The organism is Streptomyces sp. NBC_00876, from assembly GCF_045207435.1.
Classification (GTDB): Bacteria; Actinomycetota; Actinomycetes; order Streptomycetales; family Streptomycetaceae; genus Streptomyces.
Map to the genome: position 1 here is coordinate 2,839,587 of NZ_CP108800.1, position 16,494 is coordinate 2,856,080.

Consider the following 16,494-nt stretch of genomic DNA (forward strand, 5'->3'; position numbering starts at 1 on the left):
GCACCGCCGGCCCCTCAGACCGGGGCCGGCTCGGGGGCCGCCGGGGCATCGGGCCGGGTCCGTCGCGCCCCCGCGAGCGACGTCAGCGCCACCCCGCCGACCAGCAGCGCCGCCGCGCACCACCGCAGCGGGCTCACCGACTCGTCGAGGAACAGGGCCGCCGACGACATCCCGAAGACCGGCACGAGCAGGGTGAACGGGGCCACCGACGACGCCGGGTACCGGCTCAGCAGGAAACCCCAGGCGCCGAAGCCGAAGACCGTGACGATCCAGGCGACGTAGACGATGATCGCGGCGCCGCTCCGGTCGAGTGCGGCGAGCGCCTCCCGGTCGCGGTCCCAGCCCTCGAAGAGCAGCGAAAGGCCCAGCAGCGGCAGGACGGGCACGGTCGAGACCCAGACCATGAAGTTGAGGGGGTCGGGCGGGGCGGCCTTGCGGGTCAGGACGTTCGACACGCCCCAGCAGGCCGCCGCCGCGATCACCAGGACGAAGGCGAGCACGGGCCCGCTCGCGCCCTCGTCGACGGCGGCCACCCCGATCCCGGAGAGGGCCACGGCCATCCCCAACATCCTTACCCTTCCCGGGCGTTCACCCAGAACGAGCGCCGCGAAGAGTGCCGTGAAGACCGCCTGCACCTGAAGGACCAGGGAGGAGAGCCCGGCCCCCATCCCCCGGTCCATGCCGATGAACAGCAGCCCGAACTTGGCCATACCCAGCGCCAGCCCCACCCCCACGATCCACTTCCACGCCACCTTGGGACGGCCGACGAAGAAGACCGCGGGCAGCGCCGCGACCAGGAAGCGCAGGGCCGAGAAGAGCAGCGGCGGGAAGTGGCCGAGGCCGATCTCGATGACGACGAAATTGACACCCCAGACGGCAGCCACGAGAGCGGCCAGGGCGATGTGGAGGGGACGCATGCACCGAGGGTCGCGCGTGCGGACCATGTAGCACCAGCGCGGATTTCTTCATGGTGAAATTGAGCGTTGCTAATGAATCGCCAGTGGTCCGCTCATGGGCCGATGGAATCCCGGAGGCTCCGGTGCTCGATCTCGCCCGGCTGCGCGCCCTGCACGCCATCTCCGTCCACGGCTCCGTCGCGGGTGCGGCCGCCGCGCTCGGCTACACCCCGTCGGCCGTCTCCCAGCAGATCACCAAGCTGGAGCGGGAGACCCGCACGACCCTGCTGGAGCGCCGCGGCCGCGGTGTCGCACTCACCGAGGAGGCAGTCCATCTGGCCGCCACCGCCCAGCAGTTGCTCGCGATCGTGGAGCGCGCCGAGACGGTGCTGGAGGAGCGCAGGGGGCTGCCGACGGGCCGGCTGTCGATCGGCGCGTTCGCCTCGGCGGCGCGTGGGCTGCTGCCCGGGGTGCTGGCGGAACTGGACCGCGAGCACCCGGATCTGGACGTGCGGATGACCGAGGTCGACCCGCACCTCTCGGTCGACCTGGTGGCCAAGGGAGTGATCGACCTGGCCGTCGCGCACGACTGGGACATCGCCCCGCTGCCCGCCCCCGAGGGCGTCGCACAGGCGGTGATCGGGGGCGACCTGTGCGATCTGCTGGTGCCCGCGGACCACCGGCTGGCGGGCCGGAACGGGGTGCGGCGCGAGGAGCTGGCCAGGGAGCGGTGGATCTGCCAGCCGCCGGGGACGGTCTGCCACGACTGGCTCGTACGGACGTTGCGTGCGGCGGGGTACGAACCCGACATCCGCCACCAGGCCGAGGAGAACCACACCCAGCTGGCCCTGCTCGCCGCAGGTCTCGGGGTCGCGATGATTCCCCGGCTGGGGCGCGGACCGCTGCCGGAGGGCGTGGTGGCGGTGCGCATCGATCCGGTGCCGGTGCGCCGGCTGTACGCGCTGTGGCGTACGGAGGCGGCGCGCCGTCCCGCGATCACGGCCGCGGTCTCCGCACTCCAGGCGCACGGGGCGGGCGTGGGGCTGCTGTAGGCGCGACGAGGGGGCCGGCGAGGGCGGACCGGGCGGGCGTCAGGCGCGCGCAAAATGGTCCGGACCCTTGACCGGAAGTTATTTTCTGGATATCCGTGCTCCTTGGAAGTTTCTTTCACCACCCCCTCTTCACCGAGTACGGCCGAAGGAGCTCACGTGCACCACCGCACCTCCAGACGCACCCTCCTCACCGCCACCGCCGCCACGGCGGTCGCGGCGGCAGCGGGCATGGCAGTCGCCCCGGGGGCCGTCGCCGCCCAGAACTCCGCCCGCAGCAGCCACACCTCCGCCGCCACCACCAAGCGGCTCAAGCGGCTCATCTCCCGGATGAGCCTGGAGGAGAAGGTCGGCCAGCTGTTCGTCATGCGGGTCTACGGGCACTCCGCCACCGACCCCGACCAGGCCGACATCGACGCCAACCTCGCCGAGATCGGTGTGCGCACGGCGGCCGAGATGATCGCCAAGTACCACGTCGGCGGCATCATCTACTTCGCCTGGGCGCACAACACCCGCGACCCGCACCAGATCGCCGATCTCTCCAACGGCATCCAGCGGGCCGGTCTGGCGGGTCCCACCGCCCTGCCGCTCCTCATCTCCACCGACCAGGAGCACGGCATCGTCTGCCGCGTCGGCGAGCCCGCCACGCTGATGCCGGGTGCGATGGCGCTGGGCGCGGGCGGTTCGCGCTCCGACGCCCGCCGGGCCGGGCAGATCGCCGGGGCCGAACTGGCCGCGATCGGCATCTGCCAGAACTACGCCCCGGACGCGGACGTCAACGTCAACCCGGCCAACCCGGTGATCGGCGTTCGGTCGTTCGGCTCGGACCCGCAGTCCGTGGCCGGGATGGTCGCCGCCCAGGTGAAGGGGTACCAGAGCGCCGGGATCGCCTCCACGGCCAAGCACTTCCCGGGCCACGGCGACACCAGCACCGACAGCCACACCGGCCTGCCGGTCATCACCCACACCCGCGAGCAGTGGGCCGAGCTCGACGAGCCGCCGTTCCGGGCGGCGATCGCCGCGGGCATCGACTCGATCATGACGGCGCACATCGTGGTGCCCGCGCTCGACCCGGCCGAGGACCCCGCGACCCTGTCCAAGCCCATCCTCACCGGCATCCTGCGCGAGGAGCTCGGCTACGACGGCGTCGTGGTCACCGACTCGCTCGGCATGGAGGGTGTACGGACGAAGTACGGCGACGAGCGGGTGCCGGTACTGGCCCTCCAGGCGGGCGTCGACCAGTTGCTCAACCCGCCCAGCATCGAGGTCTCCTGGAACGCCCTCCTGGCGGCCGTCAAGAGCGGCGAGGTCAGCGAGGCCCGGCTCGACGAATCGATCCTGCGCATCCTGCGGCTGAAGACGAAGCTGGGGCTGTTCGACGACCCGTTCGTCAGTCACCGGGGCGTGGACCGCACCGTCGGCACCCGGGAGCACCTGGCCACCGCCGACCGGATCGCGGAGCACACCACCACGCTGCTCGCCAACACCGGTTCGCTGCTGCCGCTCTCGCGCCGCTCGCACAAGAACCTGCTGGTGGTGGGGGCCGACCCGGCCTCGCCCTCGGGCACGACGGGACCGCCGACCACCACCCTGGCCGGGGCGTTCAACGACCTGGGGTACGCGGCGACGGCCCTGTCCACCGGTACCGCCCCGACCAAGGCGGCCATCGACGCGGCGGTCGCGGCGGCTCAGGGCAAGGACGCGGTGATCGTGGGGACGTACAACGTCTCGGCGACCAGTTCGCAGCGGACCCTGGTGAGCGCCCTGGCCGCGACCGGCGTCCCGGTGATCACGGTCGCGATCCGCAATCCGTACGACATCGCCCAGCTGGCCGGGACCGGATACGCGGCGAGCCTGGCCTCGTACTCCTGGACCGATGTCGAACTGCGGGCGGCCGCCCGGGTGATCGCGGGCCGGGCCGAACCGGAGGGGACCCTGCCGGTGCCGGTGCAGCGCGCGGACGATCCCGCGCAGGTGCTGCACCCGGTGGGCTACGGCCTCACGTACTAGGGCGGGTCCTTAAGGCGCCGCCTGCCCTTCGGGCGGGCGGTGTCCGCCTTCGGGAATCGCCCTGGCGCCATGACCGGCAAGCTGTGCCCGGCGGGGCCCAGCTTGCCGGGAAGGGCGCGGGCAGCGGTCCCGCGCCGGCGGACCGCCTTACGGCGGCCGCCGGCGCGGGGCTCCCGTTACGGGCGCCTGGTGCCGCCGAGCCGGTGCTCGGTCGTCAGGTCCTTCTTGTCGAGCCGCGCGTCGAACTTCGCGAGCGGCTTCGCCTTCGCCGGGTCCGCCTGGACGGCGGCCGGGGCGACACCCGCCCACCGCAGGATGGCCGCGGTGGCCGTGGCGTTCTCCGCCGGGGCCAGGCCCGCGACGTTCGAGCCGTGGTTGCCGCCGGGCACGGTGAAGACGTAGCTGTCACGGGCGCCCTTGCCGAGCCGGAAGCGCTCGGCGCCCCACGGGTCGTTCTGCCCGTACACGTACAGCATCCGGCTGGCGTGGTGCTTCACCCAGCTGTCGACGTCACGCATCACCGAGGGCTGGAACGTCATCGGGATGGAGCTCGGTACGAAGTTGCGCGGCGGCTGGTAGCCGTAGCGGCTCAGACCGCCGAGCCAGGGCTGCTCGATGTCGGGCGAGCCGAGCTGGGTGCCCGCCTGGTAGTAGTACGGCGTGTAGTTCGCCAGGCCCTGGTCCGCGTAGGCGGAGAAGCCGGAGATCGAGTCGATCGAGTCCCAGATCTCCTGGTCGGTGGCGTTCTCGGCGTCGGCCGGGATGGTGTCGCAGTCGGCGAGCAGGCTGTACTGCCAGTACGCCCAGACGTAGTCCATGACGACGGCCTCGTAGGCCTTGTCGAGGGTGCCGACGGTGGTGAAGGTGTAGCCCTTGTCGGCGGCGTACTGCGCGTACTTCGCCTCCAGCGGCTCCCGGCGGACCAGCGCCTCGCGCTGCACGCCCTCCAGCTTGTCGCGGCACTCCTTGGTGCCCACGTTCGCGAAGAACCGGTCGTACGCCGAGTCCTCCTTGTTGACCACGTCATTGGGCGCGACGTACGCGACGACGCCGTCCATGTCCTTCGGGTAGAAGCGCTCGAAGTACGTGGCGGTCATGCCGCCCTTGGAACCGCCGGTGGTCAGCCAGTTCTTGGAGTAGATCCGCTTCAGCGCGGTGAAGACCCGGTGCTGGTCACTGGCCGCCTGCCAGATGTCGAGCTTGGACCAGTCGGCGGGCGAGGGACGCGACGGGGTGAAGAACCGGTACTCCAGGGAGACCTGGTTGCCGTCGATGATCCGGGTCGGCTCGGAGCGGCTGGGGCTGGTGGAGACGTTGTAGCCGCTGGTGAAGAAGACCGTCGGGCGGGAGGTGTCCTTGTGCAGCAGGGTGATGCGCTGCTGGAACGTTCCCTTGGACGGGTTCCGGTGGTCGACCGGCTGGGTGTAGTTGAGGACGAAGTAGCGGTACCCCGCGTAGGGCTTCTCCTCGATGAGACTCATTCCCGGGATGGCCAGGATGCGGTCCTTGATGTCCGTGCTCGTACCGCTGTCGCTGACCGCGGTACGGACCGCGGCCGGTTCCGCGGCGGTGGCCGCCCCGGCCGAAGCACCCGTCGCACTCACGGTGCCGATGAGCACCGCCAGCGACAGGAACCCTCTGAGCGCCTTGCGCATACACCCTCCCCTTGATTCACGAATGACGTCGTGAACCTAGCCGCGCAACACCTGCACCACCAGACCCTGTTGCCGGGACGAGCCGGGGAAGTCACCCGGTCAGCACAGGATCCAGGCCGTACGGACCGTCTTTCCCGCGATCGCGCCCGAGGCCCGGACGCACCGGTTCAGCGCATGGACGGTCACCGGGCCCGCCTGCTGGGTGAAGCTGCCCCGGTCGGCGACGGGCCTGCCCCCGCGCGGCTGGATCTGTACGGACATCGTGCGGCGCTTACCGGGCTTGTAGGCGACCGCGGTGGCGCAGGCGTAGGCGCGGGTCTTGTAGACGCGCAGCTCCCCCGTCGCGAACTTCACCGTCTTCGCGGGCCGTCCGGCGCAGACCGAGGCGGCCTCGGCACTGCTCGCCCCCACGCCGCCGAGGACCAGCCCGAGGGCGGTCGTCAGAGCAAGGGCGAGCAGGCGGGAGGCACCCTCTCGCCGTATGCCCCCGGCATGTCCTTCGGTCCCTCTGCTCACCCGTGACCCCATCGCTTCATCGAACACCCGCACCCTTACCCGACACCTGGGCCCCCATGCACGTACATGCGTACGACGCGGTAGGCCATCTTGAGGTTGCATCCGGCGCGCTCGGCATCCCGCGCAACCGAACCCGCACACGATGGGTCCAACAGGACAGAGCCACAGGAAAGGCAGGAACCGCCATGACCCGACTTCGCACCACCCGGCAGCCCCGCGGCCGGCGCATCATCGGCCGCACACTGCTCGTCTCCGCTCTCCTGACCGCCGTCGCCGCCGTGCCGGCCGCCGCGTCCGCGCCGCGGAGCGCTCCGGCAGCGGCGCCGGTCCGCGACGAGGTCGCCGCATCCGAGGCCCAGCAGGTCGCCCACTTCTACGGCGCGTACCTCGACGCCGTCGCCGCCGAGGGCGGCGGCGCCCTCTCCACCGCGCTCCGGGGCTTCTACCTGACACCCGCGCTGCGCGCGGAGCTGCGCGACTGGGAGGCGGCCAACCACGCCGACGGGGTGCTGCGCGCCCAGAACATCCCGGCCGGATTCCGCGTCACCGCCGGTGACAGCGGCGCCGGCCACACCTGGTCGACGGTCCGGCTCACCTGGGGGTCGGCGGCCCACCCCTCGTACACGTATCTGAAGGTGCGGTCGGATCTGGCGACCGGGAAGATCTCCGGCATCCGCGAATGAGGACCGGCCGGGCGCGCGGAGCGCTGCCGGTTCAGACGCCCGCGGGCTCGTCCTCCCCTATGAAGGTGCGCCACAGGACGGCGTAGTGGCCGTCGCGGGCGACGAGTTCGTCGTGGGTTCCGTCCTCGACGACGCGGCCGTGGTCCATCACCACGACCCGGTCGGCGCGGGCCGCGGTGGTCAGACGGTGGGCGACGACCAGGGTGGTGCGCCGGCCCGCGAGCCGGTCGGTCGCCTGGTTGACCAGGGCCTCGCTGGCGAGGTCGAGGGATGCGGTGGCCTCGTCGAGCAGCAGGATGTCCGGGTCGACGAGTTCGGCGCGGGCGAGCGCGATCAGCTGGCGCTGTCCGGCCGAGAGGTTGCGGCCCCGCTCGGCGACCTCGTGGAGGTAGCCGCCGTCCAGGGTGGCGATCATGTCGTGCGCGCCGACCGCCCGGGACGCCGCCTCCACCTCGGCGTCGGTGGCCTCCGGCCGCCCGTACGCGATGGCGTCGCGCACCGTGCCGGCGAAGAGGTACGCCTCCTGCGGTACGACTCCGAGCCGGTGCCGGTACGCGGTGAGGCCGAGGCTGCGCAGATCGGTGCCGTCCGCCGTGACCCGGCCGGCCGTCGGGTCGTAGAACCGGGCGACGAGCTTGACGAGGGTGGACTTGCCGGCGCCGGTCTCACCGACGAAGGCGACCGTCTGGCCGGCCGGGATGTGCAGGTCGATGCCGGTGAGCGCCGCCTCCTCGCCGCCGTAACCGAAGGACACGCCCTCGAAGGCGATCTCGCCGCGCAGCGACAGCACGTCCAGCGGTTCGTCCCCGTCGGCGGTGGACGCCGGCTCCTGGAGGAGTTCCTGGATCCGGCCGAGGGAGACCGTGGCCTGCTGGTAGCCGTCGAAGACCTGGGAGAGCTGCTGCACGGGGGCGAAGAACAGATCGATGTAGAGCAGGTAGGCGACCAGCGCGCCCGTGGTGAGCGTGCCGTTGTCGACCCGGCCCGCGCCGACGATCAGCACGGCGGCGGCGGCCACCGCCGACAGCAGCTGGACGAACGGGAAGTAGACCGAGATCAGCCACTGACCGCGGACACGGGCCTCGCGGTAGTGGTCGCTGCGGGCGGCGAACCGGTCGGCGCCGTCGCGCTCACGGCGGAAGGCCTGCACGATCCGCAGGCCGGAGACCGACTCCTGGAGGTCGGCGTTGACGACGCTGATCCGCTCACGGGCCAGCTCGTAGGCCTGGACGCTCTTGCGGCGGAAGAAGTACGTACCGAAGACCAGCACCGGCAGGGTCGCGAAGACGACCAGGGCCAGCTCCACATCGAGGACCAGCAGCGCGACCATGATGCCGAAGAACGTGACGACGGAGACGAAGGCGGTGACCAGGCCGGTCTGGAGGAACGTGGACAGCGCGTCCACGTCCGTCGTCATCCGGGTCATGATCCGGCCGGTCAGCTCGCGCTCGTAGTAGTCCAGGCCGAGGCGCTGGAGCTGCGCGAAGATCTTCAGCCGCAGCGCGTAGAGCACCCGCTCGCCGGTGCGGCCCGTCATCCGGGTCTCGCCGACCTGCGCCGCCCACTGCACGAGAACCACGACCAGGCCCAGGGCGGAGGCCGCCCAGACCGCGCCGAGCGCCAGCTGGGTGACACCGTCGTCGATGCCGGTCCTGATCAGGACCGGCAGCAGCAGTCCCGCACCGGCGTCCACGGCCACCAGACCCAGGCACACGAGCAGCGGAAGGCCGAAGCCGCGCAGCAGCCTGCGCAGCCCGTAGGACTCCTCGGCGTGGACGGCGCGGGCCTCGTCGATGTCCGGGGTGTCGGTCGCCGGGGGCAGGGCCTCGACCTGTGCGAGGAGCTCGGGGGTGGCGGGTGTGCCGGCCACGCCGGTGCCGTCCGGCTCCTCCTTGCGGACCCACAGCTGCGGGGTGATGCCGCGCTCGGCGTCGAATTCGGCGTCGATCTCCTCCTGGAACGCGCGCTCGTCCGCCCGGTCCGTGGCGGCGGCCGACGGCAGGTGGCCGGGCGAGGTGCCGCCCAGCGCGTCCGGGTCGGTGAGCAGGCGGCGGTAGAGGGCGGAGCGGCGCTCCAGCTCCTCGTGCGTACCGATGTCGGCGAGGCGGCCGTCGTCCAGGACGGCGATCCGGTCGGCGAGGCCCAGGGTGGAGCGGCGGTGGGCGATCAGGAGCGTCGTCCGGCCGGCCATGACCTGGCGGAGCGCCTCGTGGATCTCGTGCTCGACGCGGACGTCCACGGCGGACGTGGCGTCGTCGAGGAGGAGGAGCCGGGGGTCGGTGAGGATGGCGCGGGCGAGGGCGACGCGCTGGCGCTGGCCGCCGGAGAGGGTCAGCCCGTGCTCGCCGACCTTGGTGTCGTAGCCGTCGGGGAGCTCGGCGATGAACCGGTCGGCGCGGGCGGAGCGGGCCGCCTGTTCTATCTGCTCGTCGGTGGCGTCCGGGAGCCCGTAGGCGATGTTGGCGCGGATGGTGTCGGAGAACAGGAAGCTGTCCTCCGGTACGAGGCCGATGGCCGCCCGCAGCGAGTCGAGGGTGAGCTCGCGGACGTCGTGCCCGCCCACGAGGACGGCGCCGTGTGCCACGTCGTAGAACCGGGGCAGCAGCAGCGAGACGGTGGACTTGCCGCTGCCGGACGCGCCGACGACGGCGACGGTCTCGCCGGGCTCGATGGTCAGCGAGAAGCCGTCGAGGACGGGGCGGTCCTCGTCGTAGCCGAAGCGCACGTCGTCGAACTCGACTCCGGCCGGGGCGTCGGCGGGGAGCTCCTTGGTGCCGTCCCGCATCGTCGGCTCGGTGTCGATCAGCTCCAGTACGCGCTCCACACCGGCGCGGGCCTGCTGGCCCACGGTCAGGACCATGGCGAGCATCCGGACCGGGCCGACGAGCTGGGCGAGGTAGGTGGAGAACGCGACGAAGGTGCCGAGGGTGATCTCGCCGCGGGTGGCGAGCCAGCCGCCCAGGGCCAGCATCGCGACCTGGCCGAGTGCGGGGACGGCCTGGAGGGCGGGGGTGTACCGGGAGTTCAGCCGGACGGTGCGCAGCCGGCCGGCGAAGAGCCTGCGCCCGACCTCGCGCAGCTTGCCGGTCTCCTGCTCCTCCTGCCCGAACCCCTTGACGACGCGGACACCGGAGACGGCCCCGTCGACGACTCCGGCGACGGCTGCGGCCTGCGACTGGGCGTACCAGGTGGCGGGGAAGAGCCGGGTGCGGGAGCGGCGGGCGATGTACCAGAGCGCGGGGGCGACGGCGACGGCGACGAGGGTCAGCAGCGGTGACAGCCACGCCATGATCACCAGGGAGATCAGGAAGAGCAGCACGTTCCCGATGGTCATCGGGAGCATGAAGAGCAGCCCCTGGATGAGCTGGAGGTCGCTGGTGGCACGCCCGACGACCTGCCCGGTGGACAGTTCGTCCTGGCGCTTCCCGTCGAGCCGGGTGATCGTCCCGTACATGTCGGTCCGCAGGTCGTGCTGGACGTCCAGGGCGAGCCGGCCGCCGTAGTAGCGGCGGATGTACGTGGAGACGTAGACGAGCAGGGCCGCCACGATCAGCAGCCCGGTCCAGACGGCCAGTGACCTGGTGTGGCCGACGACCACATCGTCGATGATCACCTTGGTGACCAGCGGGACGAGGGCCATCACCGCCATTCCGGCGAGCGACGAACCGAGCGCGAGCAGCACATTGCGCCGGTAGCGCCAGGCGTATCCGCTCAGTCTCCGCGCCCAGCCGGCCGGCTGCTGCCCGCTCCCCGTCTCCCCTGCGTCCGACACCCGGTGCCTCCCGTTCGACCTGCTCTACCGGAAGGCACCAACGCGGTGGACTGCGGATTTCATCCCGCCGCAACAAATACGGGACCTTCGGCGTAGGTCCTCCCGCCCGAAGGGCAGGCCCTGGGCCTGTCGGAGGCCGGGGCGTCGGTCCCCCAGGACCATCGGGAGGCCGGGGCGGACGTCCAGGCCGGGCCCAGCGCCCGGACGTCCGCTGCGGCGAGCGGTGGCTGAGCGGCGGAGCGGGGCCCGGCGGTGGGCCGGGTCCCCGTCCTTCGGCGCTACCGCGGCTTCGCGGTGAGCATCCGGCCGGCCGGGGCCTCGGGCACCGGCGGGAGCGCCTCCTGCGGGGCGGAGGGCACGGTGAAGACCCTCGCCTTGAGGTAGCGCGGGTTCAGGTCCTTGTGCACGGCCCGGGCGACGGCCTGGATGGTGTTGACGCCGTCGTTCATCGTCTTGTTGTCCTGGGTGAGCACCGTGAGGACGTAGTCGTGTCCGTTGCCCGTGAAGGCGCCGATGCTGTGCACCCGCCAGCCGTGGGTGGCGCGCTGCAGCCAGCCGTTCTTGACCTGGACGGTGGCCGAGACCGGGGCCCCGGCCGGTGTCCCCCAGCGCTGCGAGGAGACGACCTTGCGCATCAGTCCGAGCTCATAGGCGCGTGCGCTGTCGCTGAGCACGGAGTTCTTCTCGGTCAGCAGTGTCAGCAGGCGCTGCTCGTCCTGCGCGGTGATCTGGGTCAGCCCCCAGTAGCCGCCGGAGCCGGGCACGGTGTGTGTCATTCCGGCCGCTTTGAGGAACGCGTTGACCTTGGTGACGCCGAGCTGCTTCCACAGGCTGGTGGTCGCGTTGTTGTCGGACTTGGTGATCATCGCGGTGCTGAGGTCGATCTCGCGCTGTGTGAGGTAGCGGTTGTGCTTGGTGTTGTCCCAGAGCAGCGTGGCCAGCACGGTCGCCTTCACGACGCTGGCGGAGTCGTACTTCGACGTGGACCGCAGCGTGCACGTCGTCTTGGTGGTCCGGTCGTAGAGCGCCACCGCGGTCGTCGACGTGCGCCCCTTGAGCGCGGCGGTGATGTCCTTCGACAGCTGGGCCGCCAGCCCGGCCTTGGCCGAGGTGCAGCTCGCCGTCGGCGTCGCGGCCGAGGCGGGCGCCGCACCGAGCGCCACCGGCGCGATCATCCCGGCGGCCAGTGCGGCGCAGAACGCGCCGCGGGCCCGCCGGGATATGTGGGATGTCTTCATGATGATGCGTCCCCGTCCCCTTGAGTGATTTCCGCGGGCGCGCCCCCCGGCACGCCCCACAGAGATGACTCGCGGACGGCCCGAAAGTTGTACGCGCCAGGAGCCGCGACCGAACCGGAACATAACGGGGACGGTACCGGGACCGGAGCCAGGTCCGGGGTTCAGTCGCGACCCCGCGGACGGCCGCACCGCCGCGCACTCGAGGTCATGACGGCCCGAGTGCGTGGCGGCGGCGTATTCCTACAGGTGCGTCGGCTCGAACATCCTCAGCAGGGCCGGGAGTACGAGGACCGAAGGGCCGGGCTCGGCAAGGGACTTGGCCAGGTCGTCGGCGAGCGTCCCGGGGCTCGTACGGACGGCCGGTACGCCGAAGGACTCGGCGAGGGCGACGAAGTCCGGCCGGGAGAGTTCCGTCCCGGTGGTCTCGCCGAAGGCATCGGTCATGTACTCGCGCAGGATGCCGTAGCCCCCGTCGTCGATGATCAGCCAGGTGACGGGGAGGTCGTACTGGCGGGCCGTGGCGAGTTCGGCGATGGAGTACATCGCGCCGCCGTCGCCGGAGACCGCGAGGACGGGCTTCGTACGGTCGGCGGCCGCCGCGCCGATGGCCGCCGGGAAGCCGTAGCCGAGGCCGCCCGCGCCCTGGGCCGAGTGCATGGTGTTCGGGTGGCGGGCGTCGAAGGCGGACCAGGCCCAGTAGGCGAGGATCGTCATGTCCCAGAAGCTGGGGGACGTGTCGGGCAGGGCTGCCCGGATCTGGGCGACGAGGTGCTGTTCCAGGGTGAGTTCCTGGGCGGCGATCCGCTCCCGTACCCGGCCGAGCACGGTGGCCACGCGCCCGGCGGCGGTCGGGTCCTCGCGGGGCGTGACCGCTTCCAGGAGGTCGGCCAGCGCGTCGCGGGCATCCGCGTGGATGCCGAGCGCCGGGTGGTTGGACTCCAGCTTCCCGGCGTCGGCCTCGATCTGCACGACCCGGCCGCGCGGGCTGAACGTGTAGTAGTTCGAGGAGAGTTCACCCAGACCCGAGCCGACGACCAGCAGGACGTCCGCGTCCTCCAGGAAGTCGGTCGTGTGGCGGTCCTCCAGCCAGGACTGGAGCGAGAGCGGGTGCTCCCACGGGAAGGCGCCCTTGCCGCCGTAGGTGGTGACGACCGGGGCGTCGATCCGCTCCGCGAGGGCGCGCAGCTTGCCGGAGGCGTCGGAGCGTACGACTCCGCCGCCCGCGATGATCGCCGGACGCTCCGCTTCCGACAGCAGGTGGGCCGCCACGGCGACGAGCTCGGGGCGGGCGTGCAGTTCGCGCGGGGTGGCGTCCATCGCCGTGACGACGGGCAGGGTCGTCTCGGCGGTGAGTACGTCCTGCGGGATCTCGATCCAGACCGGGCCGTGCGGGGCCGTCAGCGCGGACTCCCAGGCGGCGGCGATCGCCGACGGGATCTGTGAGGCCGTACGGACCGTGTGGACGGACTTCACGACGTCGCGGAACGACGCCTTCTGGTCGCGCAGTTCGTGCAGGTAGCCGTGGCGGCCGCCGCCCAGGCCGGCGGTCGGGATCTGGCTGGAGATCGCCAGTACGGGGGCGGACGCCGAGGCCGCCTCCTGGAGCGCGGCGAGCGAGGTGAGCGCCCCCGGTCCGGTGGACAGGAGCAGCGGGGCGACCTCGCCTGTGATGCGCCCGTAGGCGTCGGCGGCGAAGCCCGCGTTGTTCTCGACGCGCAGGCCGATGTAGCTGAGGGGCGAGCGGCGCAGCGCGTCGAACATGCCCAGCGCGTGCTGTCCGGGCAGCCCGAATACGGTGGTCGCGCCCAGGCCCTGGAGGGTCTCGACGACGAGGTCGCCGCCGTTGCGCCCGGGCGGCGGGTTCAGTGCGGCGGCGATCTGCTCGGGGGTGAGCCCGGGCCGCTCGTCGTGGTGGTCGTGGCTCACTTCTGCCGGGCCTCCGCGATCTGGCGGGTCATGATCGTCGTCAGCTCGTACGCGGTGTGCGAGGCGGCGACGGAGGTGATCTCCGCGTGGTCGTACGCGGGGGCGACCTCGACCAGGTCGGCGGAGACCAGGTTGCAGGAGGACAGGCCGCGCACGATCTCCAGCAGCTCGCGGGAGGTGAGGCCGCCGGCCTCGGGGGTGCCGGTGCCGGGGGCGTGCGCCGGGTCCAGGACGTCGATGTCGATGGAGATGTAGAGCGGCCGGTCACCGATGCGCTGGCGCAGCTGGTCGGCGATCTCGTCGACGCCGCGCCGCATGACGTCGGCGGAGGTGACGATGCCGAAGCCCATCTTGGCGTCGTCGGTCAGGTCCTGCTTGCCGTACAGCGGGCCGCGGGTACCGACGTGGGAGAGCGCGGAGGTGTCGAGGATGCCCTCCTCGACGGCCCGGCGGAACGGGGTGCCGTGGGTGTACTCGGCGCCGAAGTAGGTGTCCCACGTGTCGAGGTGGGCGTCGAAGTGGAGGAGCGCGACGGGGCCGTGCTTCTTGGCGACGGAGCGCAGCAGCGGCAGCGCGATGGTGTGGTCGCCGCCGAGGGTCATCAGGCGGGCGCCGGTTCCGAGGAGGTCGTCGGCCGCGGCCTCGATCGTCTCGACGGCCTCGTTGATGTTGAAGGGGTTGGCCGCGATGTCACCGGCGTCGGCGACCTGCGCGAGGGCGAACGGCGAGGCGTCCTGCGCGGGGTTGTACGGGCGCAGCAGCCGTGAGGCCTCCCGGATCGCGTTGCCGCCGAAGCGGGCGCCGGGCCGGTAGGAGACACCCGTGTCGAAGGGCACACCGACGACGGCGACGTCCGTCGTGCCGACCTCGTCGAGGCGGGGCAGCCGGGCGAACGTCGCGGGCCCGGCGTACCGCGGAACGCGGGAGGAGTCGATGGGGCCGCGCGGCGTTTCGTTGCTGCTCATGGTGTGGGGTGCCTTTCTCTGTTCCGTGCGTTGCTCAAGTGTGCGGGATGCGGACTCGAGGGCCCGGTCCCTGCCGAGGAGGACGTCGCAGCTGGTGGCGTACGCGGTGGTGGAGGTGACCGCGAGCATCAGCGTGTACGACCGCACCACGCGGCCGCGTCCGGGTGCGCTGAAGAGGCTAGGTGGCCGGAGAGCGGCGCTGAAGTGTACGTTTCATCCATTCTTGCCGCGCCGAACGGATGAACCATCCATGCCTGAGACCCTTGCGGGACCGCCGACCCCGCCCGTCCCCATGACCGAGCTGCTGGCACGGGAGGAGCTGGGGCTGCGCCTGATCGCCGGGCCGGCCGCGGCCGACCTGCTGTGGGTGCACACCTCGGAGATGGCCGACCCCTACCCGTACCTCCTCGGCGGTGAGCTGCTGCTGAGCGCCGGGGTGCTGCTCACGGACCCGGACCGGTACGTCGCGCGGCTGGTGGAGGCGGGGGCCGCGGCGCTCGGTTTCGGGGTGCGCCCGGTGCACGACACCGTGCCGCCGGAGCTGGTCGCGGCGTGCGAGCGGTACGGGATGCCACTGATCGAGGTGCCGCCCGGGACACCGTTCACCGCGATCGCACGGGCGGTGTGGGGGCTGATGGCCGCGGCGCGCCACCGTGAGCTGCGCCGGGTGACCCGGGCCCAGCAGGCCCTGGCGACGGCCGCGGCCCGGCCGGACCCGGTACCGGCGGTGCTGCACCAGCTGGCCGTGCAGCTGGCCGGCCGGGCGGTCCTGCTCACGGCCGGCGGCGAGGAGCTGCACGCGGCGGGCCGCGATCCGGACCCGGAGGCGGCGGGGGCGCTCGGGCGGCTCGCCCGGGTGGTCGCGCGCCGGCGGCCGGGCTCCCCCGCATCGGCGACGGACGCGCTCGGGGACACCCATCTCTCCGCCTACCCGCTGGGCGGCAGCGACGGGCTGGTCCTGGCGCTGGCGACCCGGCGGCGGGAGGCGGGCGACCACACGGTGGCCGGCATCGCCGTGGTCCTGCTCTCCCTCCTCGCCGCCCCCCACCAGGGCGCGGCCGGGGCGGACCGTTCGGCGGCGCTCGTCCGGATGCTGCTGGGCGCCGCCCCCGACGAGGTGGCCCCCCTGCTCGGCGAGGGCCCGTGGACCGTGGTGCACGCCCGCCGCGGCGACGGTACTCAGGTGGACCCGCTCACCGCGGGCGCGCTCGGGGCGGCCCTGGGTTCGGCCCTGGTCGACGCGGGGCGCGGCGCCGATGCGGTACGGGTGCTGCTCCCCGGCGGCCGGGAAGCGGCCCCCCAGCCGGGGTGGACGCTCGGCGCGTCGGCCCCCGGCCCCGTCACCGCCCTCGCCGACGCCGAGACCCGGGCGGCCCGCGCACTGGGCCACGCGGAGGCGACCCGCGCCCCGCTGTCGGTGGACACACCGGTGACCGGACTCGCCGCCCTGCTCCCGCCCGGCCCGGCGGCCGAGCACGCCCGCGCCCTCCTCGCCCCGCTCACCGAGCCGCTGGCGGAGACCCTGCGCTGCTGGCTCTCCCTGCACGGCAGCTGGGACCGCACGGCGGCGGCCCTCTCCGTCCACCGCAATACCGTCCGCCAGCGCATCGGGCGGTGCGGGGTGTTGCTGGGGGTAGATCTGGACGACATGGACGTACGCACGGAGTTGTGGCTCGCCCTCCGGCAGGGATGAACGGACAGGGGCCCGCGCCCGGCCCCTTCCGGCGACCCTGATGTGTCATGCCCATCCACCCATGGCCTATGTTGCAGTGGCAAAGGGGGAT

Annotated in this window: 11 protein-coding genes; 4 read left to right on the forward strand and 7 right to left on the reverse strand. The window is 72.4% G+C overall.

The features are described 5' to 3' along the window. Positions 1-14: 14 nt before the first annotated feature. Positions 15-917, reverse strand: a complete 903-nt coding sequence (locus OG782_RS12405) for an EamA family transporter (RefSeq protein ID WP_406450262.1) — start codon at positions 915-917, stop codon at positions 15-17. Positions 918-1,039: 122 nt separating this feature from the next. Here OG782_RS12405 and OG782_RS12410 point away from each other — a divergent pair, with 122 nt between their 5' ends. Together OG782_RS12410 and OG782_RS12415 are read left to right on the forward strand one after the other, a co-directional pair. Next, positions 1,040-1,948 carry a LysR family transcriptional regulator gene (locus tag OG782_RS12410; protein WP_406450264.1) on the forward strand — a complete coding sequence of 303 codons (909 nt, stop codon included), beginning with the start codon at positions 1,040-1,042 and terminating at the stop codon, positions 1,946-1,948. Positions 1,949-2,104: 156 nt separating this feature from the next. Further along, positions 2,105-3,955, forward strand: coding sequence for a glycoside hydrolase family 3 protein (locus OG782_RS12415; RefSeq protein WP_406450266.1), 1,851 nt, complete (start codon positions 2,105-2,107; stop codon positions 3,953-3,955). A 176-nt stretch (positions 3,956-4,131) separates the two neighbouring features. Here the strand turns inward: OG782_RS12415 and OG782_RS12420 are convergent, their stop codons facing one another. Both OG782_RS12420 and OG782_RS12425 read right to left on the reverse strand, forming a co-directional pair. Further along, positions 4,132-5,610: a S28 family serine protease gene (locus OG782_RS12420; RefSeq protein WP_406450268.1), complete on the reverse strand. Its 1,479-nt coding sequence runs from the start codon at positions 5,608-5,610 to the stop codon at positions 4,132-4,134. A 99-nt stretch (positions 5,611-5,709) separates the two neighbouring features. Further along, on the reverse strand, positions 5,710-6,126 hold the full coding sequence (locus OG782_RS12425; RefSeq protein ID WP_406450270.1) for a hypothetical protein: 417 nt from the start codon (positions 6,124-6,126) through the stop codon (positions 5,710-5,712). 185 nt (positions 6,127-6,311) lie between these two features. Here OG782_RS12425 and OG782_RS12430 point away from each other — a divergent pair, with 185 nt between their 5' ends. Beyond that, positions 6,312-6,809, forward strand: coding sequence for a hypothetical protein (locus OG782_RS12430; RefSeq protein ID WP_406450272.1), 498 nt, complete (start codon positions 6,312-6,314; stop codon positions 6,807-6,809). A 31-nt stretch (positions 6,810-6,840) separates the two neighbouring features. Here OG782_RS12430 and OG782_RS12435 read toward each other — a convergent pair whose 3' ends face one another. The 4 genes from OG782_RS12435 to speB all read right to left on the reverse strand — a co-directional run bounded on the left by OG782_RS12435 (position 6,841) and on the right by speB (position 14,710). After that, a complete protein-coding gene (locus tag OG782_RS12435) occupies positions 6,841-10,581 on the reverse strand; it encodes an ABC transporter ATP-binding protein (protein ID WP_406450274.1) in 3,741 nt (1,246 codons plus the stop codon). Between the two features lie 278 nt (positions 10,582-10,859). Next, positions 10,860-11,819, reverse strand: coding sequence for a serine hydrolase (locus OG782_RS12440; RefSeq protein ID WP_406450276.1), 960 nt, complete (start codon positions 11,817-11,819; stop codon positions 10,860-10,862). A 240-nt stretch (positions 11,820-12,059) separates the two neighbouring features. Further along, positions 12,060-13,745 (reverse strand): thiamine pyrophosphate-binding protein, encoded by a 1,686-nt coding sequence (locus tag OG782_RS12445; protein ID WP_406450278.1) that lies wholly within the window; start codon positions 13,743-13,745, stop codon positions 12,060-12,062. Continuing rightward, positions 13,742-14,710: an agmatinase gene (gene speB / locus OG782_RS12450; protein ID WP_406450280.1), complete on the reverse strand. Its 969-nt coding sequence runs from the start codon at positions 14,708-14,710 to the stop codon at positions 13,742-13,744. Before speB ends, OG782_RS12445 begins: the two co-directional genes overlap by 4 nt. A gap of 250 nt (positions 14,711-14,960) precedes the next feature. Here speB and OG782_RS12455 point away from each other — a divergent pair, with 250 nt between their 5' ends. Continuing rightward, a complete protein-coding gene (locus tag OG782_RS12455) occupies positions 14,961-16,403 on the forward strand; it encodes a PucR family transcriptional regulator (RefSeq protein WP_406450282.1) in 1,443 nt (480 codons plus the stop codon). Positions 16,404-16,494: the final 91 nt, after the last annotated feature.